At 34.0% G+C, this 22,218-nt stretch carries 17 protein-coding genes and 1 riboswitch; of the genes, 15 read left to right on the top strand and 2 right to left on the bottom strand.

The genetic code is table 11. The annotated features are described in order from the left end of the window. Positions 1–8: 8 nt before the first annotated feature. Positions 9–4,457, top strand: a complete 4,449-nt coding sequence (locus BHF71_RS03340) for an S-layer homology domain-containing protein (protein ID WP_069656257.1) — start codon at positions 9–11, stop codon at positions 4,455–4,457. Between the two features lie 50 nt (positions 4,458–4,507). On the opposite strand, the gene BHF71_RS03335 is transcribed toward BHF71_RS03340, so the two are convergent. Then, positions 4,508–5,155 carry a YigZ family protein gene (locus BHF71_RS03335; RefSeq protein WP_069656256.1) on the bottom strand — a complete coding sequence of 216 codons (648 nt, stop codon included), beginning with the start codon at positions 5,153–5,155 and terminating at the stop codon, positions 4,508–4,510. A gap of 416 nt (positions 5,156–5,571) precedes the next feature. Between BHF71_RS03335 and BHF71_RS03330 the strand changes: the two genes are divergently transcribed. The 6 genes from BHF71_RS03330 to BHF71_RS03305 all read left to right on the top strand — a co-directional run bounded on the left by BHF71_RS03330 (position 5,572) and on the right by BHF71_RS03305 (position 15,001). After that, on the top strand, positions 5,572–8,103 hold the full coding sequence (locus BHF71_RS03330) for an S-layer homology domain-containing protein (RefSeq protein WP_069656255.1): 2,532 nt from the start codon (positions 5,572–5,574) through the stop codon (positions 8,101–8,103). Positions 8,104–8,319: 216 nt separating this feature from the next. Continuing rightward, entirely contained in the window at positions 8,320–10,497 is a 2,178-nt protein-coding gene (locus tag BHF71_RS03325; RefSeq protein ID WP_176717297.1) for an O-antigen ligase family protein, read from the top strand. A 35-nt stretch (positions 10,498–10,532) separates the two neighbouring features. Beyond that, on the top strand, positions 10,533–11,870 hold the full coding sequence (locus BHF71_RS03320) for a TolC family protein (protein ID WP_069656253.1): 1,338 nt from the start codon (positions 10,533–10,535) through the stop codon (positions 11,868–11,870). Between the two features lie 177 nt (positions 11,871–12,047). Then, positions 12,048–13,577: an efflux RND transporter periplasmic adaptor subunit gene (locus BHF71_RS03315; RefSeq protein ID WP_069656252.1), complete on the top strand. Its 1,530-nt coding sequence runs from the start codon at positions 12,048–12,050 to the stop codon at positions 13,575–13,577. 131 nt (positions 13,578–13,708) lie between these two features. Then, a complete protein-coding gene (locus BHF71_RS03310) occupies positions 13,709–14,467 on the top strand; it encodes a tRNA threonylcarbamoyladenosine dehydratase (protein ID WP_069656251.1) in 759 nt (252 codons plus the stop codon). A gap of 72 nt (positions 14,468–14,539) precedes the next feature. Beyond that, on the top strand, positions 14,540–15,001 hold the full coding sequence (locus BHF71_RS03305; RefSeq protein WP_069656250.1) for a hypothetical protein: 462 nt from the start codon (positions 14,540–14,542) through the stop codon (positions 14,999–15,001). A gap of 45 nt (positions 15,002–15,046) precedes the next feature. On the opposite strand, the gene BHF71_RS03300 is transcribed toward BHF71_RS03305, so the two are convergent. Continuing rightward, positions 15,047–15,313: a DivIVA domain-containing protein gene (locus BHF71_RS03300; protein ID WP_069656249.1), complete on the bottom strand. Its 267-nt coding sequence runs from the start codon at positions 15,311–15,313 to the stop codon at positions 15,047–15,049. Positions 15,314–15,463: 150 nt separating this feature from the next. Here BHF71_RS03300 and BHF71_RS03295 point away from each other — a divergent pair, with 150 nt between their 5' ends. The 8 genes from BHF71_RS03295 to BHF71_RS03265 all read left to right on the top strand — a co-directional run. Beyond that, positions 15,464–15,688 (top strand): alpha/beta-type small acid-soluble spore protein, encoded by a 225-nt coding sequence (locus BHF71_RS03295; RefSeq protein WP_069656248.1) that lies wholly within the window; start codon positions 15,464–15,466, stop codon positions 15,686–15,688. A 232-nt stretch (positions 15,689–15,920) separates the two neighbouring features. Then, entirely contained in the window at positions 15,921–17,351 is a 1,431-nt protein-coding gene (locus BHF71_RS03290) for a copper amine oxidase N-terminal domain-containing protein (protein WP_069656247.1), read from the top strand. A 56-nt stretch (positions 17,352–17,407) separates the two neighbouring features. Beyond that, positions 17,408–17,524, top strand: a riboswitch (SAM riboswitch). A 178-nt stretch (positions 17,525–17,702) separates the two neighbouring features. Then, positions 17,703–18,914 (top strand): methionine adenosyltransferase, encoded by a 1,212-nt coding sequence (gene metK / locus BHF71_RS03285; protein WP_069656246.1) that lies wholly within the window; start codon positions 17,703–17,705, stop codon positions 18,912–18,914. 181 nt (positions 18,915–19,095) lie between these two features. Continuing rightward, positions 19,096–19,272, top strand: coding sequence for a ribbon-helix-helix protein, CopG family (locus BHF71_RS11450; protein WP_176717296.1), 177 nt, complete (start codon positions 19,096–19,098; stop codon positions 19,270–19,272). 217 nt (positions 19,273–19,489) lie between these two features. After that, positions 19,490–20,668 carry a sensor histidine kinase gene (locus BHF71_RS03280; protein ID WP_069656245.1) on the top strand — a complete coding sequence of 393 codons (1,179 nt, stop codon included), beginning with the start codon at positions 19,490–19,492 and terminating at the stop codon, positions 20,666–20,668. After that, positions 20,652–21,356, top strand: a complete 705-nt coding sequence (locus BHF71_RS03275) for a response regulator (protein WP_069656244.1) — start codon at positions 20,652–20,654, stop codon at positions 21,354–21,356. Before BHF71_RS03280 ends, BHF71_RS03275 begins: the two co-directional genes overlap by 17 nt. Positions 21,357–21,402: 46 nt before the next feature. Next, on the top strand, positions 21,403–21,810 hold the full coding sequence (locus BHF71_RS03270; RefSeq protein WP_069656243.1) for a hypothetical protein: 408 nt from the start codon (positions 21,403–21,405) through the stop codon (positions 21,808–21,810). Between the two features lie 105 nt (positions 21,811–21,915). After that, a partial coding sequence (locus BHF71_RS03265) for a transposase family protein (protein WP_176717295.1) occupies positions 21,916–22,218 on the top strand: 303 nt, incomplete at its 3' end.

Raw genomic sequence — 22,218 nt, 5'->3', positions numbered from 1 at the left:
AGAAAAAGGTGAATTCGGTAAAAAAATTATTATCTGTGATGCTTATTATTGTATTGATGGTTGGTTTAATGCCTCCAATAAAATCGCAAGCTGCATCAACTCCGACAATAGAAATCATCGGTTTATATGCGCCTGATGCTAGCGGATATGTCAACAATGATATTGATAATGACTTAAAAGACCTAAGTTTGGTAACTAGGAAGACATCACAGAGTATAACACTTCAAGGAAAGTTTTATAACTTCGATCCAGCTCAAGTGGAGAAGTTCTATTATACGGTTACCAGTGTTAAACCAAATGGGGAACAGATCACCGTAGTGTATGATAAGAACACTCCATTTATAACTGGAAATAATTCTTTTGAATTTAGGAATGTTATCTTAAATGAAGGATTAAATAAGATAATCATCTATTCAGTAAATGCGGATACTTCTTCTAGACCGGGATGGGTGTACTATTATCCGGTGACAACCATTACTGATTTAAAAGTTAATGATGAAATATTTGTTGATGGGATGATTGTTCCACAAGATCCGATTAACGATGGAACTAACTTAGTAATTACGGGTACTGCACCAAATGCTGACAGCGTAGAAATCCAAGTATTAGGAAGTTCTGCACCATATTCAGGGTATTTTAATTCCCAAACGGGATATTTTCAGTTTAAAGTAGATTCAGTTGATTCTACGAGGTTAGCAGATATCAAAATTGATAGTGGAGACCAACAATTTGAAATTATTGCTACCAATGATACCCAAAGGATGACTTTAAGTAGGACATTTGTCTATAACGATGGCACACCTTTTACTTTTGAAAATAAAATAGCTAATATGAATGCAGATGGTACTTTTGGTGAATTAAAAGATTTGGTTACGCAACCAGTAATTGTAGGGGACACCAATGAAGTATATTTGCAAGGAAATATAAAAGTGGACGTTGATCCTGTAAATCCTAGCAATCTATTATTTACCGATGCCGTAATCAAGATTCCTAATCAAAGTGGTAGTGATTCTGTTACCTTCTCTTTAGATGCATTGACAGTAACTACAAGTGGAAATCCTTCATTAAGTGCAACTATTGCATTAGATAATACAAGGTCAACTAGTAACTATAAAGTGTACAATTATACGATTAAAAACATTACAATCGATACTTCAAAGCAAAAACAAAGTATTATCACCGAGTTTAATAATGCGACAGGACAAGTTATTAAGCCTACATATTATTTTGATTATGTAAATACAACATTACCTTTTATTGAAGAAGTGAAGTTTGCCGATTCTGGAATCGCTCTAATTGATGATACACAGGTAAATGAATTACCAATCAGATTACAGATGGTACCAAATACTACTTCTGCAAGCTTTTCAGATGTTCATATCTATTATGATTCTACTAAGTTATTACCAAATGATAATAATAAGGCAGAATACTATACAGCAACTGCAGGTCAAACAGTATTTACTTTATCAAAAGGCTACACAGTAGGTAATGGTTCTTTGATAGTTATCGTTAACGGTGCCTTAAAGAAACTAGGTGTAGATTATAATGAAACAGATAATAAAACTGTAACCTTTATCAATCCTTTAGCGGCAAATGATCAAGTTGTCTTTATCTATGATGCTAACTCCCTATTTGAAACATATACTGCAACTGCTGGACAGACCAACTTCAATGTTGTTTCAGGTTATGCAGTTAATACGAATTCTCTCAAAGTATATGTAAATGGATCCTTACAAACAAATGGTGTTGATTATAATGAGACAGATAATAATACCATAACGTTTGTAAATCCTCTAGCAGGTGGAGAGCAAGTTACTTTAATATATGACACCAACAAAGTAGTAGAAAACTATCGAGCAACCACGGGCCAAACTGTTGTAAATCTATCAACAGAATATACGGTTGGTAATGGTTCATTAAATGTATACCTTAATGGTGTACCGCAGATAGAAGGTACTGATTATAATGAGATTGATAGTAAGACTATTACCTTTGTTAATCCGTTGACAGCTGACGATGTAGTCACATTTTCTTATGATGATAAATTTATAATCTCTTGGCTTCCTGAAGGTACACACTCGTTAACATTTGTGCCAGTTGATATAAATGGCAATGAACAGCTAATCGGTAGTGTTACCAGGTATTTAACTTATATACCAATGCAATATATTATCGTAGATAATATTTACAACGGACAGATATTAACTGATTACTCTCTAAATACGATTTACGGAAGATTAGTAAATGTTCCTATTAACAACCAAGTAAAAGCGTATATGGGAGATACTCCAGTACCTTTTACCAGAAACACTGACAATACCTTCTCTGTGGATATCAGTGGAAAGTTGGTTGAAGGTAAAAATGTAATAATATTTAAAATCGTAGATGAAAACAATGATATTATTGCTGAATCAAACTGGGAAATCTTTGTTTTCACTACTAAAGCACCACAGCTTATATTGGATATCGAGCCTTCTATTGCTGACCTCTTTGTAAATACTGAGGAAATGAAGGAAGGTCAATATTCAACAAGAGAGAAGTCTGTAAAATTCTTAGGTACTTTCGTTGAAGCATCAAAAATAACTGTAAAAATATATCGCAAAGACGAAAATGGTGTTTCTACAGAGAAAATCGGAACTTGGTTACATCCTAATTTTAATGACTCATCAAACTTTAACAACAATAAAGATGAATTCTATGATTATAATGTGAAACAAAACTTAAACGGAACTGCATCCGAAGGAAACTTTGACTTAACAGTAGATTTATCTACATTAGGCACTACTACTATTCAGGTTCAAGTAACAAATGCTTCAGGTATTATTAGTAGCAAAACTTATGAGATAGTTAGGGAACCATTACCTTATGAAATTATTTATCCAAACTTAAGACGTTCCAATGTTATTAATAGTAACTTTGTACGGATAGAAATGTTAGCCGAAGGAGCAGATGCTGTTTACTTCAAAAAAGAACCAGCTAAGAAGGATTGGATAATCGATCGTACTGGTAATAGTGTGGAAGGATTTGTTTACGAGGTTAGAAACTTAAAGCCGGGTAGAAACAAGATCAAGTTTTCAGTTCTTCGTGGGGAGCAATCTGTAGATGGTGAAATAGAGGTTTATTATGCTGATACGATCTTTGAAGGTGCCCAGTACAAGACAAAGATTGCTAAAAGAGTAAAAGTATTTGATGGTCTGGTTCAGCTAGAATTTCCTAAAGGTACCATGTTACGAAGAAATGATGATAGTACGATTAATCCTTATTTAAGTGATCAAAGACAGATATTATTTGGTATTGCTGAGGATACCTATGGTCGTGTAGATAAGTTCCGTCATCCAATCTCTTCCGAGTTAGAAAAGGATTACGATGATGATGGTAATAGGATCGATAACTTTTATCCATCAATATCAAGTAAAGCCAAAATCGGTAAAAACTATTTAGCAGAGCCAACTGGAAGATTTAGACCAGCAAGTGAATTAATCTGGATTGATGCAGGTACATTAAGAGAAAATGCTTCAGATGTTGATGACATCATTTATGGTAGTGGAAAATTACCTTACGACTCTGATGATATTTTCTATGAAAGATATTATGCTGATCAAATTGTACCAACAGCTAGAGGAACCATTACCTTAAAATATGATGCTAATATTCGCGCTGATGCGTGGCCATATCTGACCATTTACCATTACACATATAATCCGGATAAAAATATCTACGAGTGGCAAAACATTGGTGGTGTCGTTGATACCAAAAAACAAACGATAACAGCCCCAATTGATAGTTTTGGATATTTCCGTGTCATGTATATGAATCAGAGTTTCGACGATGTAGTAGGTCACAGTTGGGCCAGAATTGACCTGGATATCTTATATTCAAAGGGTGTTATGGTGAATAAATTCTCTGATCAATTTGTTCCTGAAGAAAACATTACCAGGGGAGAATTTGTTACCCTGCTTGTAAAGGTGTTTGAGTTGCCACTTGATTATGAAGGTGAAGGGACATTCTATGATGTTTTCAAAAATCCAAGTTTCGTTGGAAATGCTCTATGGGAATACAAATATATAGAAACAGCTGCTAGGTATGGAATTGTAAGAGGGCAATTGGAAGGTACCTTTGCTCCGAATGAACCTATCTCAAGGCAGGATGCGGCAGTAATGATTGCTAGGGCTGCTAATTTGAAAACCAGTTCAGTTCTTGATGAAAAACAAATAGGACGCACCAGAAGTAAATTACAAAAATTATTTACTGATGCCAATCTCATAAACTTATATGCAGCTCCTTCTGTTGAAGCAGTTGTTAAGGCTGGGCTAATGAATGGTAAGCCTAACGTATTATTAGAAGGGCAGAAGAAGCAAACATATCGTTTTGATCCAACCTTTGAATTAAAACGTTCTGAAGCAGCTAGGATTGTAATAAATGTCTTAAAACAACAGAAAAAAATACCTAAGTAAACTAGGTAATATATTATAATAAATGTAATGAAAATGGAGTCTAGATAATTCTAGGCTCCTTTTTTGGAATAAGGGATATCGACATATTTTTGTTCTATTCTTGCTATTTTAGCTTGACCACTGGTGAGATTAGTAATTAATTTTTCAAGTTGTTCTTCTTTACCTGCTTCCGCTAAAACATAAATAGTGACATTTTCTAGATAATCTATTTTTTCAATTTGATATTTTTTATTATTTAGCTCGTTCTCTATTTTGCCTAACCAGGTATAATCTACAGTGATTGAAATTACAGTGTGCAAAATTCGCTCGATAATCCCAGCTTCATGAATTGCTTCATTAGCAGCTTGTCCATATGCACGAATTAAGCCTCCGGCTCCCAACATAATCCCACCAAAATATCTTGTTACAACTATTACAGTGTCTTTTAGTCCATTCTTTTTGATGACCTCTAATATCGGCTTACCAGCTGTCCCGCTAGGTTCACCATCATCGTTAGCCTTTTGGATCTCATCGTTTTCTCCAATAACATAAGCTGAACAATTATGTGTAGCATTCCAATGCTTTTTTTTGATCGAATCTATAAACTTAATCGCTTCTTCTTCAGTAGTTACATTTTTAACATAACCGATAAATTCAGATTTACGAATAATGATCGCTTTTTCGCCATATTCATTAACCGTCAGATATCTTTCTAACAACTTCAACACCTCATTTCTATGTAATTAATCCTATCGAAAACTATCACCCGATGCAACGGGTCCTTAACATTTTGAGAAAGTAAAATTTTCAACGATAAAATTTTAAAAAAAATTATAGTCTGCGAAACTTTTTTATAAAAAATACGTCTAATTAGTTGTAAAAAAACATAGTAATCTTATAGATAGCTTGTCCTACTTTTATGGAAAGTTGGACCACATTTATGGAATATTTACCCTTTACGAAGGCGATATCTCATTGTATAATCAGAAAAGTAGGTTTTTTATAATATACATAGTTTTCCAATTATCCGTTGTTTTATCAGTTTCCATTACATAGTTTACAAGTTTCTACGGTTAACACCGTAGACATAAATATAAAGAAATAAACGCTCAACTCAAGAGAGGGGGTGACTGGCTTGGGAGGAAAGAGCAATAAATATGCAAATAACTCTCAACCAAACAATTCTAGAGGAGGAGAAATAAAGGTTATGAAAAAATTTGTTAATGCTTTATTAGCATTCGTATTAGTATTTGCATTAGCTATGCCTGCAATGGCTGCAGCGCCTAGTGATGTAGCAGGTACTGATTACGAAGATGCTGTTGCTAAATTAACAGCACTTGGCGTTCTAAATGGTTATCCAGATGGAACCTTTAGACCTGCTAACGACATCACTCGTGCTGAGTTCGCAAAAATTATCGTTATCGCAACTGGAAAGGAAGCAGCTGCTGATCTTTTAAAAGGTACTTCAGCTTTCTCTGATATTGATGGAGATGAGTGGTACGCTGGATATGTAGCAGCAGCAGCAAGCTACGGATACATTAAAGGTTATCCAGATGGAACATTCCAACCAAAGAAGAACATTACTGGTCAAGAAGTTGTAACTGTATTACTTCGTGCATTAGGTTACAACGATGAGTTACCAGGTAACTGGCCTTTTGATTACTTAATCAAAGCTAATGAATTAGGATTATTTGAAGGTACAGACTTCGCAGCAGCAGTTAATGCTAATCGTGGTCTTGTTGCTCAATTAACTTCAGCAACACTAGATCAAAAAGTAGTAGCTTATGATGCTGATGCTGATAAGTTTGACGTAGTTAAAGATGCTAATTCAAATGATGTAATCTTTGTAAACGATAAGTTAGGTGCTGACTTTAAAACTGCTGTAGTAACTGAGCCAGAATTAGATGCTGATGGTAAGATTCTTCTTGACGGAACAGCTACTGCATTTGCTACTGATGCTTATGTAGGTGCTTGGGCTCTAGGTCAAAACGTTAATTATCTATTGAATGATGATAATGAGATTACTTACTTAGCACCTGCTACAAACTATGTAGTAAATGGTACTGTTGACGAAAATGGTAAGTTAATCGTTGATGACGTTGAGTACACTTTCAGTGGTGCAACAATCTTCTATAATGGTGTACAAGATGATTCTTACACTTTAGTTGAAGGTGACAATGTTAAAGCTTTCTTAAGCACTGAAGATGGTACTGCTGTACGTTTTGCAGTAGTAGATGGTTATGACTTAGAAGGTAAGTTCGTAGCATCAACTACTGAAACTAGCCGTTATCAGTATGTTGATTACACTGATGGTGGATTCTATGTAGATGAAGATACTGTTATTACCTTAAATGGTGCATCAGCTACATTTGATGATATCAAAGAAGGTCAAGTTCTTTATGTAAGTTTCCCAGGTGGCGACACTTCTAAAACAGCTATTAAGGTTGATTTAGTAGAGAAGAGTGTTACTGGTAAAGTAACTCGTATTAAGGATTCTGAGTACACTATTAATGGTGTAGCTTATAAATCAAATGTTGTACTTAGCTTGGGTACTGAATACACAGTTACTTTAGATAAAGATGATGTAATTGTTAAAGCTGTAGAAGTAACTGAAGAAACAACTGAAAACACAACTGTAGTAGGATACTACTTAAGCAGTGAAGAGTACAATGTATTAGATGAAAACAACAAGATCACTCAAGTTGTAGACATCAAAGTTGCAAATCTTGATGGAGACGTAGTTACTTACCGTGCAACTGTTTCAGACGTTGATAATATTGATACTGGCTATGCTCTAAATGGTCTATACACATTTACAATTGATGCTGACGGAAAAGCTGTTGTAGATTCTGTTTACGGTTCAGCAGCTGACTTTACATTTGAACAAACAGCTACAATTGCTGAAGATGGTGTAGGTACATCTTCTGTAACATTTGATACTTATGGTAAGTTTAACGTAACATCTGATACTAAGATTTGGCAAATCTCATTTGACGATGAGACTAATGAAGTTGTAGTTAAGACTTTAACTTTAGCTGATCTATCTGAATACGATGAAGTACAATACGTAGTAGATGCAGATGATGCATTCAGCTTAGCTTATATCTTCTTAACAGCTGAAGTTGTTTCAACTTCTGATGATCAACTTGATCCAGTATACGGTTTTGCAGTAGCTACATCTCAAGAGCAAGTTCTTGAGGGAGAAGATACTGTAACATACACTTATCTAACATTAAATGTTGATGGAACAGAAGTAACTTATACAGTTGATAATGATACTACATTACCAGATCTTTCATCTGCTACTCCATTTGTTAAGTTAACTGATGAAGTAACAGTTGATGGCACATTCGATATGGTTACTGTTCTTCCATTAAGTGATGCTACTGTAACATTTGATGGTAACGTGTTCTCCTTAGACAATGGTGCTAATGAATACGTATTTGTTGATGGTACTACTAAGGTACTAGTTAAGACAGTAGATACAACTGGTGATGAAACTGTTACAACTTATGAGTTAGGTGCGTACTTCAACGTACAAGATGCTAAGTACGATCAAGATTTACAAACTCCAGAGTTCAGCTATAAGGGAACTGTAGTTTCTTCCGGAGATTTATTCGGTGGTAAAGAAGTAGCTGACGTTATCGTAATTGAGCGTACTAAGTAATAACTAACAATTATCAAAACTCCCCTCTATTTATGAGGGGAGTTTTTTTAATGAATGGGTTAATTTAAGGAGTGATTATGGTAAAATTATCGTATAGTTTTCTTATGTTTTAGATAAATGAGGTGGACTGAAGTGACTTATTCCAAAAAAATTAGTCTTTTAATACCTGCAACCCTTATAGCTATTTTCATTTTAATATCGAACCTTTATAGAGGAATGTTTTTTGATCAAGATTTTTATTGGATTGAAACGGGAGTAGCTATAATCTTTCTATTTTTCATGTTCCTTAATTGGGAGCAGATCAGAAGAGTGTTTAAACAACCTGTAGTATGGTTGCTTTCTTTAGTTACATTTTTATATTTAATAACAGCACTTTTTGCAGAAAATCAATTACTGGCATATCAGCAATTTTTCAGATGGCTGATGGCTACTCAATTCTTTATTCTTGTTTTATTAATTAAGGAATATAGAAGGATGCAAGATTTTCTTTGGTATTCTATCTTATTGATGGGTACTTGGACAGCAGTGTTTGGTTGGCTGGCAGCATATAAATTAACAGATTTTAAGGATGCTTTTTTAGGCTATCGGATTAGTTCAGTATTCCAATATCCCAATACATATGCTGTAATCTTAGCAGCTGTGTTAATTGCTGTATTAATACGCTCGACAGGGAAGAAAAAAGCATTTATTTTTGATTCGTTTACTGCTTATCTATTATTAATTACTTTAATCTTTACATATTCACGAGGGGCATGGTTAGTTTTTGCACTTGTTTGGTTTGTTGGATTATTATTTTTACGATTTAAACAACAGATCTTATACATATTTCATTCTTTATTGATTGGTTTAACTAGTATTTTAACCTTAACAATCTTGAATGTAACTATTAAAGAAAGTAATTATTTTAAAGGTTTTCTAATATTGATAACTGGTTCATTAGTTGTTGGAATAATTTATTCACTTATTTCGATGATAATTAATAAAGCAGAAATACTTAATTCTACTAGATCAGCTAATAGATTTATATTCCCAATTATAATTTTCGTAGTGATGATAATTGGTGTTAGTTCCATTACCAGTCCTCAGGTAATCGAGAAATTACCAGACCAACTACAAAAAAGAATCTCAGATATTAATCTTGAAACACGAAGTGTGGTTGAACGAAATAATTTTGTAACTGATGCTACTACGATGATCAAAGATCGGCCATTCTTCGGTGCTGGTGGTGGAGCATGGAAAGAGCAGTTTGAACGTTATCAATCCTATCCATATATCTCTCGCCAAGCCCATAATTTTTATTATCAGCTTACTGTAGAAATAGGCATTGTAGGGTTAATATTATTTTTAGGATTACTTCTATTGATTCTATTATCAATAATTAAAGCACGTAAGTCTATGAACGATGAAGAATATAATCGGGTGTTAGCATTTGGCTTTATGGTGGGATTGATTTTAGTGCATAGTTATATCGACTTTAACATGTCATATGCATATGTTCTGGTATTAGTAATGATATTGTTAGGATTACTAACTTATCCTTTGAATTTTCAATTTAAGTGGGATAAAGCTGTATCATATACGGTTTTAGTATTGATAGTAATAATGTCACTTACCAGTACGGTTATGGCTAGTAGATTTATATATGCAGATAGAGTAGTCAAAAAAATTGTTAATATACCGATAAGTGAGGCAGAAGTTCTAATAGCTAAAGCAATTAATGCTAATCCATATGAAACAAAATACCGTTTTGAAAAAATAAATCTATATCTGCAGGTCTATGAAAAAACAAAGAATAATAAGGTAAAGCAAAGGATATTAGCTGAAGCTTTAAAAATAAATGCGATGAAGCAGAAGAATCCTACCGTCATGTTACAGCTATCTCAAGTATTTGCTAAAATCGGATTTTTAGGTAACTCGTTAGATGTCTTAGATGTTGGAATTAAAAATGGACCATGGCGTTGGCAGTTGTACGAACAAGATATAATCTATTCTTTCAATCTTGCTAAATATTATAAACAGCAAAATAATCAAGATAAGTTTGAGAAAATGATTTCTAGAATTTATGATCGTTATAATGAAGTAGTAAATCGGAGAGAGTATTTAGATCAACAGGTTCCCGTGTTGCAATATAAGGGTTATAAGCCTTCTTTAACCATGCGTCTATTTGTAGGCCAAACAAAAGTCGTAGAAGGAAAATATAAGGAAGGTTTAGAGATGCTTTTACCATTGACCAAAGTAAAAGATGCTAGGATTAAAAGGGATTCACTGGCATGGAGTGCCTATATTTATCAGAAGATGGGCAATCTGGATAAAGCTAATAAGTTAATCCAACAGGGTAAGGATTTGGGTGTAGATAAAATAATTAAAGGAATTTACAGTGATTGGGAGAATTAGTATTTATATAAAAGTATTGTAAAGGAGGGTTGAAGGTGAGAGGGACACTAAAGTTTGTAGGTCTCGGGTTACTGATAGTATTTTTCTCTTTTCCTATGTATTTACAAGCTGAAGAAAGAGGATTACAAATATTCTTTCGCTCCGATGCAATCATTGACGATCAGGTTGAACTAGTAGTAGAAGATACAGATCAAGTAGATCAACTTAAAGAAGATGACGACCAATCGGCAGAATCACAGCCTTTGAGATTGAACATCCTAGATGGCATATCTTTTGAGGAGGCTTATCAATTAGCTTTATTAAACAGTATAGATATTAAAAAAGCAGAATATGATTTAGAACAGGCAAAAATGCAATTTGAAGAAGTTGAGGACCTTAAGGATTTAGAACCTACTGATGAGATTCCATATGTGGATAGTATGGGGAATATACTGATGGTTAGGAGTCCAGAAACCAAACTCCAAATGAAGATTAATAAAGAAATTACTTACTATCAAGCAAAAAATGCGATAGATTTAGCTGAAAAAAGAATAAAATTAGAAAAACAAAACCTCTACCATCAACTAACGGATTCAATGATCTCTTATACTAAAGCCCTTGAAGGTATTCAACTTGCTGAACAAAATTTGAAGAGAGCGGAACATTTTTATAGGACTACAAAGGAGCAATTTGCTCAAGGATTAGTAGCCAAAACTTCTGTTTTAGATAGTGAAATAGCCCTTTCACAGGCCAAGAATGGGTTAGAAAGTGCTAAGTTGCAACTCCATACAGCTAAGGAGAGTCTATTAGTTTTGTTAGGTATCAAAGATTTTGATGGATTTGAAGTTGAGCAGATAAAGCCAGAATTTCTAGATACAAAAATTACAACTGAACAAATGGATTCTTTACTATCCTTTGCATTTGAAAATCGGATTGATTACTTAATAAAGCAGGATCAAGTAAACTTTGAGAAAAAAAGATATGAAATCTACGATGAACATTATTCCTATTACGGAAATAAAGAAGATAAAATTCGGGCCCAGGAAATCGTATATCAAAAAGAAAAATTGAACCTATTGGCGCTAGAACGTTCAATGTATTTGCAAATCTATCAAGCATTAGTTGGGCTTAATCAAGCAAGTGACCAATTGGTAAGCTTAGAAAAGAGTGTTCAACAAGCTGAGGAATCCTTACATATTACCCAATTACGTTATGAGGCTGGTCTTGGGACAATTTACGAAGTTCTATCAGCTCAAACAGCTTTAACCCAAGCTGAAAATAATCTTCTAGATGGTAAGTATCAGATAATGTCTGTTAAGAACAATCTTGAGAAAGTACTAGGAGGAACTATTGAGGACTATCAAGAGTTTATAACATCGAATCAAACAAAATAATTATTATCGATTATCGTTAAAGCTCTTCTACAAACGTAGGAGGGCTTTTTTGAATTTTAATAAACATGGATAAGTCAAAGATTGTATTTTGTTTTTGATCTAGAAACATTTACTAATGAATGGTTGTGTATACTTATGGTATAACATCAATAGATACGAATATTTGGGGGAGATAGGATGGACAGGAAGAACAAGAGAGTGAATAAAGGTTGGTATCTATTTCTCATTTTATTTTTAGTAGTTAGTATAAGTTTTACCACCTCATATTACTGGTATCTGCAAGCAAATGCAGAACAAGGAAATTTTCTGGTAAGTAAGGTTGCAAAGGATAATCTTTATCTAACATTAGATAATATGGGAGTAATAAAATATGCAAAAGAAAAAGAGATTACATCGTCAATCCCGGGTATCATAGAGGAAATATATGTTCAACAAGGAGATAGGATAAAAGCAGGTGATCCTATCTTAAAACTAGATGACAGTAACCTTCAGTTGCGGCTCAAACAAGCATATAGTGAATTAAAAGTAGAAAGATTAAAATTGGCTAATCTATTACAAACTACCATTGATAAGATTGGTAATACCTCAATTGACCAATTAACAAACATCAGAGCTCCAATTGATGGAATTGTGGAATACACATTAGAAAAAGGTGTGTATATTAACGGTAATACGGAAATGTTGACGATTATAGATAAGCAAAACATCTATTTTGAAATGGATTTATATAGTTCAGACCTTAATAGAATTAAGGTAGGACAAGAAGTAGAAATTAATTTACACGATTTTTCTGGTTCAGTAACTGGTACGATTGAAAAAATAAGTAATACCTCGAGTAATAAAGGTGGAATGATAGTCCATAATACGTTAGTTAAAGTTAAAAATCCAGGGCTATTAAAACCAGGAATGAAAGGAACAGCCCATATCAAGACACAATTAGGTACCATGATTAAAAAAGGTAGTTTTGTTCCACCGAAAAAGATAAAAATCTATTCCAATGTAACAGGGAAAATTAAAGAAATTTATATAGATAACGGTGTTTTTGTAAAGAAAGGAACCCCCCTATTAAAGATAGATGATATACAATTGCTAAACCAAGTAGAGATTCAAAAACAGGTAATCACCAGTATTCAATTAAAGATAAAAGAATTGAAAATGCTGTTAAATGATTTAGTCATAACTTCTCCCATTGAGGGTGTAATAAAAGAGTTAAATGTAGCGCCATCCCAAAATATCACCCCTAATACTAAAATTTTGAGAATTGTTGACGATAATTTGATAGCTGTAACTAAATTAGACCAACAAGATATTACAAAAGTTAGACTTGGACAGGAGACAACTCTATTAATACCCGGATATAGCAAGGGAGAGATTGAAGGTAAAGTTACTCATGTTTCAGAAAAAGGAGTAACTAAGAATGGTCATACTTTTTATGATGTAGAGATTAGTTTTCCACAAGACGATGAAATTAAGATCGGAATGATGGTTGAAACAATAATTTTAGTAGATGTAGTAGAAGATACTCTTCTTGTTCCCACAATAAGTATTTTTGACTATGAGAATGGTAAAGCAGTAAAAGTAATTGAGGGAGACAAGGTTATAATTAAGAAAGTAGATGTTGGGGTCAGTAATGGTACATTTACTCAAGTAAAAAGTGGTCTCAAATCGGGAGAGCTAATTATTATTCCTATAAAAAATATTTTATAGTAAATTGGTCCTGTGTATATTACTTTAACTTATTATTTGGCAGAGGTTTATTATTGAAAATAGATAAAAATTACGGTATATTCTATATGTTGTAAAATAGATTCGAAATTTTTGAAATTGAGGGAGATTATATGTTACATGCTTTTTCTAGAACAGAAATGCTTATCGGACCAAAAGGATTAGAAACTTTAGCTAATAGTAAAGTTGCGATTTTTGGCATCGGCGGTGTTGGCACATTTGTTGTTGAAGGACTTGTAAGAAGTGGTGTTGGTTCATTCGTTCTCGTCGATGATGACGATGTATGTTTAACAAACTTAAATCGACAAATTCATGCAACTAGAAGAACAGTTGGAAAATCAAAAGTCCAATTGATGAAAGAACGCATTTTATCAATCAATCCTAAAGCAAAAGTTGAAGCCATTCAAATGCTTTATAATTCAGAGAGTGCTGAACAATTATTAGCTGATGATTATGATTATGTTATCGATGCCATCGATATGGTATCGTCAAAACTTGATTTAATTGAACGCTGTACAAAGAGGAATATTCCGATCATAAGTGCTATGGGAGCAGGAAATAAACTTAACCCAACAATGCTTGAAGTAGCAGATATATATGAAACATCGATTTGCCCCCTAGCAAAAGTTATGCGTCGTGAACTTCGTAAACGCGGGATACCTTCTTTAAAAGTTGTTTACTCAAAAGAAAAGCCCCTTAAACCACAAACTTATGATGGAGATTGTAAAACAAGTTGTATTTGCACAAGGAAAGATCGAACTTGTGTTGTTAGGCATCAAATACCTGGAAGCGTAGCTTTTGTACCTTCGGTTGCTGGACTAATAATTGCTTCTGAAGTTGTAAAAGACCTTACGGGCATTCGTAATGAATGAATAAAAAAAGGATATTACAGATCCGTATCGAATTAGTAGAATAAGTGTATGTGGTAAGATAGGAGGGCAACAATGAAAAAATCACATAAACTGGGATTAGCGGCCATCGTGATCGCAGGGTCACTAGTTACAACAGCATTTGCAGGAGGAATTGGTGAACCAGGATCAATAGATGACCCGGTAGTAACCAAAAGCTATGTCGATCAGCAAATTTCTCAACTTCAATTTAATAATTCTGGAAATACAGCACAGATAGTGGTTGAGAAGTTATTAGCAGGAGATATTTTGCTCGGTAATTCCGGTACGGAAATAATTGTACGCACTGGTAAGGTCGTTGCCTTTGGTGATGGCTCAAATGGAATTCCAGATGTAACATCCGGAGAAGATATTGCTATCGGTCAGCAAGTTGCACTAAATCATCAGTTAATCATTCCCAGGAGCGATGGACGTGGGATCAGGGTAGTTGAAGGTACTTCTTATGTAATGATTAGAGGGACTTATGAAATTTTACAAGGTGATCTAGAAAACCAATAAATTACCAAAACCTCTGTCTAAAAAGATATAGACAGAGGTTTATTTTTATAAAAATCTTGTTTTCTTTTCTAAAGCTTCAATTCTCTTCACTAAATCATCAATAGTGATCTTCTCATTGACAGAGGAATGAAAGCTTTGGCGAGTTGTAGAAGTTTTAAATTGTTGTAATTCCTTTTTTAACGTTTTATTTTCTTCAATTATACGAGCATAATCTTGGATAACTTGATCTAAAAATTCGTTTACTTCATCAATATCATAACCACGTAAAGCACGTTTAAACTCCTTCTCAAATATATCTTCAGGTGTTAGCATTCCCAAATCACCCCTATTTATTAATAATTACTTACGTATAGGATAACATAGGAGATGCTTAATTTAAACAATAATACCACATTCTTTGCAGGGTAAATCAGTACTTATTTTCAAAAAATATGATTAGCAAATAATTAGGGGGTGATCATTTTGGCAAAGGGACAGTGGGGTAAACAGCAATTGGTCCCAGAAGCGCATCAAGCCTTGGATAACATGAAATACGAAATAGCAGCAGAATTAGGCATACCTGTATACCAAGGTAGCGAAGACTATTGGGGACAGATATCCTCTAGAGACTGCGGAGCTGTTGGTGGCTATATGACAAGAAAGCTTGTTCAAAGCGCTGAGCAATTATTAAACGGAATAACTGAATAAATATTTTCAAATTGAATAAATAATTTCACGAAAATCTTGGGGTAATTAGTTTGGGCATACTAATTACCCTTATTATGTTGGAATTATGAAGAAATTATGCATATAATCCTAAATGTTTGTAGGACATAAGTATTATTTTGACAAAATTCTGCTAATTACCCCCTAAAATTTATTATAATATTAGTACTAGTTACTATAGGAAAAATAAACAAGTAAGGGAGTTGATTAAAAAATGAAGAAATCATTTATTATGATTTTGCTGAGTTTTGTCATTGTTTTTACTCCAACGATTTCGATTATTGGACAAGCTGAAGAACTTAATACTGATACAACAAGAGTAACTGCAGATGAAGTTATATTAGATAATGGAAGTGAAGATAGCGTAATAGGAGAAGATGAAGTCGTTGATGAAGAAGTAGATGCGATCGAAGAAGATGAAATCATTGATGAAGATGAAGAAGCAATAGAAGAAGATGAAATCGTCGATGAAGATGAAGAAGCAATCGAAGAAGATGAAATCGTCGATGAAGATGAAGATGCAATTGAAGAAGATGAAATCATAGATGAGGATGAAGAAGCAATCGAAGAAGATGAAGTTATCGATGAAGACGAAGATGCGATCGAAGAAGATGAAATCGTAGATGAGGATGAAGAAGCAATCGAAGAAGATGAAGTTATTGATGAAGATGAAGATGCGATTGAAGAAGATGAAATCGCTGATGAAGATGAAGATGCAATTGAAGAAGATGATATGGATGAAATGAAAGACGGTCGCTGGAAAGAATGGGAAGCAAAAAAGATTAAGAAGGAACTTGAGAAAAATAGGAAATTACTCGAAAGATTAGAAAAAAAACAACGTAAATTAGAGAAACAAAGAGAAAAACTACAAAAGAAAATTAGAGAATTAAAAGGTCGAGTAAGTAAGAAGTGGGCACCTTTATTACAGGAGTTGAATGCAACTAAAAATACTGATGAATCAATACAGCGAGTTTACAGTTATTTAAATGAGGGCTTAGCAGAAAGAAAATTATCTAAAGACGAGATTGAAGAGTTAGAAGAGTTAATCGATTCATTTAAAGATACGATTGAAGAAGAGCTTGAACAAAAAGAAATTGAAGAAGAAGTCGAAAAAGTTGAAGACATAAAAGTGGAAATCCAAAACAAAATTGAGGCATTTAGGAAGCTAAGAGAAGTGTATCAATTAATGGACCGTCAGGAAGATGTTTTACTATCACAAGAACAAATCTTTGCTTTTACTAGAGGTGACAAAAAAGAGGCTAAGAAATTAATCGAGTTGTACAAAAAATTGAACAAAAAGCGATTAACTGCCTATGTTAATGGTAAAGAGCCAGTATTTGATGTTCCTCCACAAATTCTCAATGGCCGTACTTTGGTACCATTTAGAGCGATTTCGGAAACTTTAGGAGCAGAAGTTACATATGATCCGACAACGAAAACAGTTTCAATTAAAAAAGGTGATATAACAATTTCATTTGTTATCAGTGATAACAAAGCAAAAGTTAACGGTCGAATTGTCCAACTAGATGTACCAGCAATGGTTGTTAATAATCGTACAGTTGTACCGTTGCGTTTCTTGAGTGAGAGTTTAGGAGCAGATGTTCAGTATGATCCAGCAACAAACTTGATCTTTATTAATGACTAACATTTTTATATTGACAAGGATATCTCTTTTAGTTAATATATCTATTTGTACGGATACTCTTATCCCGAGTAGGCTAAGGGACAGGCCCGATGACGCCCGGCAACCATCATCACAAGAAAAGATGATAAGGTGCTAACCTGTAGAATGAATTGGATTCATTCTGAAGATAAGAGGTAAAGCTCAAATTTCAAGCCTTTCCTCTGAGGGAAAGGCTTTTTTTAATCAAGCAACTCCTCTTAGTAACGTTTATATTTTAAGTCAAGAGGTTTTGATCTGATTGAGAATGAATTGAGGGAAATGAGTACCGTTTGCTATAGATGAGTATAATAAAGATAAGGAGGAGTTTAAAATATGACACTTGCTAAAGGTCGTCACCTATTCACTTCTGAATCCGTTACAGAAGGTCATCCAGATAAGATTTGTGACCAAATATCTGATGCTATTTTAGATGCTATCCTAGAAAAGGATCCAAATGCTAGAGTGGCAGCTGAAACATCTGTAACAACTGGATTAGTTTTAGTAGCTGGAGAAATTACTACCAGTTGTTATGTTGATATTCCAAAGATTGTTCGCGAAACGATTAAAGAAATTGGTTATACACGTGCTAAATTCGGTTTTGATGCTGAAACATGTGCTGTATTAACATCAATTGATGAACAATCTCCAGATATTGCGATGGGGGTTGACCAAGCTTTAGAAGCACGTGAAGGACAAATGACCGATGAGGAGATTGAAGCGATTGGAGCTGGAGACCAAGGATTAATGTTTGGTTTCGCTTGTAATGAAACTCCTGAACTAATGCCATTGCCAATCTCTTTAGCTCATAAATTGGCTCGTCGTTTGACAGAAGTTCGTAAGGATGGCACATTAGATTACTTGCGTCCTGATGGTAAGACTCAAGTAACGGTGGAGTACGAAGGAGATAAACCAGTACGTATTGATACAATCGTAATTTCCACCCAACATCATCCTGAAGTGTCCTTAGAACAGATTAAAGAGGATTTAATTAAATATGTAGTGGAACCAATTGTGCCAGCTGAATTGCTTGATGAAAACACTAAGTATTTAATCAATCCAACAGGTCGCTTTGTTATCGGTGGTCCACAAGGAGATGCAGGTTTAACAGGTCGTAAGATAATCGTTGATACTTACGGTGGCTATGCCCGTCATGGTGGTGGAGCTTTTTCAGGTAAAGACCCAACAAAAGTTGACCGTTCTGCAGCATATGCGGCGCGTTATGTAGCTAAAAACATCGTTGCAGCAGGTCTAGCAGATAAGTGTGAAGTACAATTGGCATATGCAATCGGTGTAGCAAAACCAGTTTCCATCAATGTCGATACCTTTGGTACAGGTAAAGTTGAGGAAAGTGTTCTTGTAGAGCTAGTTCGCAAACATTTTGATTTACGTCCTGCGGGAATTATTAAAGAACTAGAACTTCGTAGACCAATCTATCGTCAAACAGCAGCATACGGACATTTTGGTCGCAACGATCTTGACTTACCATGGGAGCGTACAGACAAGGCAGAAATATTAAAGCAGGAAGCTTTAGCAAATACCAAATAAAATAGTGATCAATATTATATCTCTCCATCCTAATGATGGGGAGATTTTTTTATCGACAAAATTAGTGTTAAAATGCTGACTCAATCCGACAGTATTTTTAAAGTAATACATGTAAAATACAGATAGAAAAAGATTTACGGTGAAGATAGAAGTTAATAAATCGAGAATGGAGGAAGATAAGATGTTAGTTATAAGTAAGAGCAAGGAAAAGTCGGTACCAAAGAGAGTGATAAGTATTCGGCTAGACCCTGAATTAATTCAGAAGATTGATCAGATAGCAAAAGAGAGTGAGACCAACCGTAGTAAAGTAATAACAGAAATATTAGAAAAAGTAGTTCCTAAAATTAGAGTTATTTAACAAGTTATAAAAATGCAATAAAATGTTATATCTATGAAATGGTGGTAAAGTCTTCTACTATGAGGACTTTTTTATTTTTTATATACTAATGATAGCAAGGTTTGCATCAAAATAGGTCTAAAGACCTATAAAATCAATCCTCTTTAGTACAGTTAGATTAAGAGATGAAAGAAGATATATGTTAAGATTAGATAAATAATAGATGTAGGTGTAGAGAATGGGAGTAGAGCAAAAAACTGAACAGATTGAATTAGAAGAGATCTTGAATAAGACGATTGAATCTATTAAAAAGAGTAAGGAACAGATATTTGAGATTGCGGAAGATGCTAGAGCAGAAAAAGAAACTTTAATAAAAAAGCTTGATCAAATTAATGAAGATATAAAACAAGTAATTTCAGAAGTTGACGAGTTAGAATTAAAATATAAGAAATCCCGAAGTCAACTGGTGAAAGTTAGTAAAAACTTCAAAGTTTATTCTGAAAGTGACATTCAAAAGGCTTATGAGGATGCCAATCAATTTCAGATAGATTTGTTCATCGCTAGAGAAAGAGAAGTGAATTTACGGGCGGTTCGACACGATCTTCAAGTTAGGATAAAAAATATTGAATTAACTATCGAGCGTGCTGAATCTCTGATTACCCAAATTAGCGTTGTTTATGATTACTTAACCAATGATTTTGTCAAAATGTCGGAGTTGGTAGAGTCCAATCAACTTAGGCAGATGTTTGGGCTAAAGATTATCCAAGCTCAAGAGGAAGAAAGAAAAAGAGTTGCGAGGGACATCCATGATGGTCCGGCACAATCGATGGCAAATGTAGTACTCAGGACAGAAATCGCTGAACGACTGATGAACAACAATGAAATCGAGTTGGCCAGAAGAGAATTAAAGGATTTAAAACTAATGATCAGACAGAGCTTAGCCGATGTACGACAGATTATTTTCGATTTAAGACCAATGGTTCTAGATGATTTAGGATTAATTCCTACATTACGAAAATTCATCCCTGAGGTCTCTAAAAGAGAGAGATTGCCGATTGAACTGGTAATTACGGGAAGAGAGAGAAGATTTCCATCTGGATTAGAGGTGGCGATATTTCGTTTAATTCAAGAACTCATCAATAATGTTATTAAACATGCCAATGCTAGCCAAGTTCTAGTAAACGTAGAGTGTGCTGAAAGTTTTGTCCAAGTTATGATAAGGGATAATGGTGTAGGATTTATCGAAGATGAAGTAATGAGAGATAAAAACCACTTTGGCTTAATAGGGATAAGGGAAAGAATCCAATTACTTGAGGGTGAATTAGACATTAAATCAATTTTAAATCAGGGTACAACAGTTATATTTAAGATTCCAGTAAAGGAAAGCGGGGAAAGTAGCAATGAGTCAAAAGGATAAGATTAGAATTATTTTAGCAGATGATCATCAGCTGTTTCGAGAAGGTGTAAAACGGATCATTAACTTAGAAGAGGATATGGAAGTCATTGCTGAATTTTCCGATGGAACCGGTGTTCTCAATAACTATAACGGTATTAAACCAGATGTTATCCTTTTGGATATCAATATGCCTCATTTAAATGGTGTGGAAACGACTAAGAAAGTAAAAGAGTTATATCCTGAAGCCAAAATTATGATCCTATCGATCCATGATGATGAGGGGTATGTTTTTGAAACATTGCGAGCTGGAGCTTCTGGATATTTATTAAAGGACATGGATGCAGAGACGTTAGTTGAAGCGATTCGTGAAATATCTGAAGGTAAAGCCTATATCCATCCGGAAGTAACCGGGAAAGTAATAAATGAATATCGTCGTTTAAGTTTGAAGGAGCAAAATGAAGGATTACCGGAAAAACCGGTTTTCATTAAAAATGCGGTGGATTGGCGGGCAATTTTAACTACAAGAGAAATAGAAGTATTACAATTAATGGCTGAAGGAAATAGTAACCGTTCGATTGGTGAAAAATTGTTTATCAGTGAAAAGACAGTTAAAAATCACGTGAGTAACATATTACAAAAGATGGATGTTCAGGACCGAACCCAGGCTGTTATTACCGCTATAAAAAATGGGTGGGTTAATCTCGAATGAACGAAAGTAAACATGGTTGCATATGCTCTAATGAGGAGGATGCACCATGTTTTATTTTTATTTAGGAATTTTGACTTCTCTTTTTTTGTACTTAAAGGTTAGAGGTAGTCATTTTCGACCTAAAATGAGAAAGAAAACAAAACTACATTACTTTATTCTAGTAAAAAATAGCCAAGCTAATATTGAATGGGTTATAAGATGGATTAATTTTTGGAGTTGGATAAGAGGCAAACAAACTAGGATTACTGTAATTGATTTAGGTTCAGAAGATGATACTTTAGATATTTTAGAACGTTTACTATATCCTAAAAAGAAAATCGATCGTCTTTATTCTTTTCAACCTAATCAACAAGACCTTATCGATTCGTTAATAAAGGAAAGTAATTCGTCTGGCGAACAACAAATTATTATTAACGTAACAAACTACGAAAATAGTACCAGTACTACCAGATAGAAAGCATAAAAAAACTTGCTTCCTCGCTAAATAATATTGGATTAAAAAAAATCTAATAGACCATACTGGTAATAATCTATGAAAATAATATTGGAGGTATGGTCAATGTTACACACTCAAGAAGATTTAGATATGTTTCAAGAAGCATTAGATATAAAAGATCCATGGTTTGTTAGTTATAAAGAATTTAATAAAGAACAAGAACAACTTCATATTTATTTAAATTTTAAACGAGGAGCTAAGTTTACTTGCCCTCATTGTGGGGCTGCTCATAATCCAGTTCATGATATTGTTGATAAGGATCGAACATGGCGTCATCTTAATTTCTTTCAGTATGAAACCATTATACATGCTCGTTTACCACGTATTATCTGCAATTCTTGTCATAAAATACGCAGTGTTCATGTT

This window comes from Vulcanibacillus modesticaldus (genome assembly GCF_001730235.1).
Lineage (GTDB): Bacteria > Bacillota > Bacilli > Tepidibacillales > Tepidibacillaceae > Vulcanibacillus > Vulcanibacillus modesticaldus.
Note: the sequence above shows the minus strand (reverse complement) of the source record. Positions and strands in the feature narration are given on the sequence as shown.

Bases quoted from the DNA above. Each gene is read 5' to 3' on its own strand.
- BHF71_RS03325 (WP_176717297.1), top strand. From the start codon at position 8,320: ATGTTTTTTGATCAAGATTTTTATTGGATTGAAACGGGAGTAGCTATA.
- BHF71_RS03315 (WP_069656252.1), top strand. From the start codon at position 12,048: ATGGACAGGAAGAACAAGAGAGTGAATAAAGGTTGGTATCTATTTCTC.
- BHF71_RS03310 (WP_069656251.1), top strand. From the start codon at position 13,709: ATGTTACATGCTTTTTCTAGAACAGAAATGCTTATCGGACCAAAAGGA.
- BHF71_RS03305 (WP_069656250.1), top strand. From the start codon at position 14,540: ATGAAAAAATCACATAAACTGGGATTAGCGGCCATCGTGATCGCAGGG.
- BHF71_RS03300 (WP_069656249.1), bottom strand. From the start codon at position 15,313: ATGCTAACACCTGAAGATATATTTGAGAAGGAGTTTAAACGTGCTTTA.
- BHF71_RS03290 (WP_069656247.1), top strand. From the start codon at position 15,921: ATGAAGAAATCATTTATTATGATTTTGCTGAGTTTTGTCATTGTTTTT.
- metK (WP_069656246.1), top strand. From the start codon at position 17,703: ATGACACTTGCTAAAGGTCGTCACCTATTCACTTCTGAATCCGTTACA.
- BHF71_RS11450 (WP_176717296.1), top strand. From the start codon at position 19,096: ATGTTAGTTATAAGTAAGAGCAAGGAAAAGTCGGTACCAAAGAGAGTG.
- BHF71_RS03280 (WP_069656245.1), top strand. From the start codon at position 19,490: ATGGGAGTAGAGCAAAAAACTGAACAGATTGAATTAGAAGAGATCTTG.
- BHF71_RS03275 (WP_069656244.1), top strand. From the start codon at position 20,652: ATGAGTCAAAAGGATAAGATTAGAATTATTTTAGCAGATGATCATCAG.
- BHF71_RS03270 (WP_069656243.1), top strand. From the start codon at position 21,403: ATGTTTTATTTTTATTTAGGAATTTTGACTTCTCTTTTTTTGTACTTA.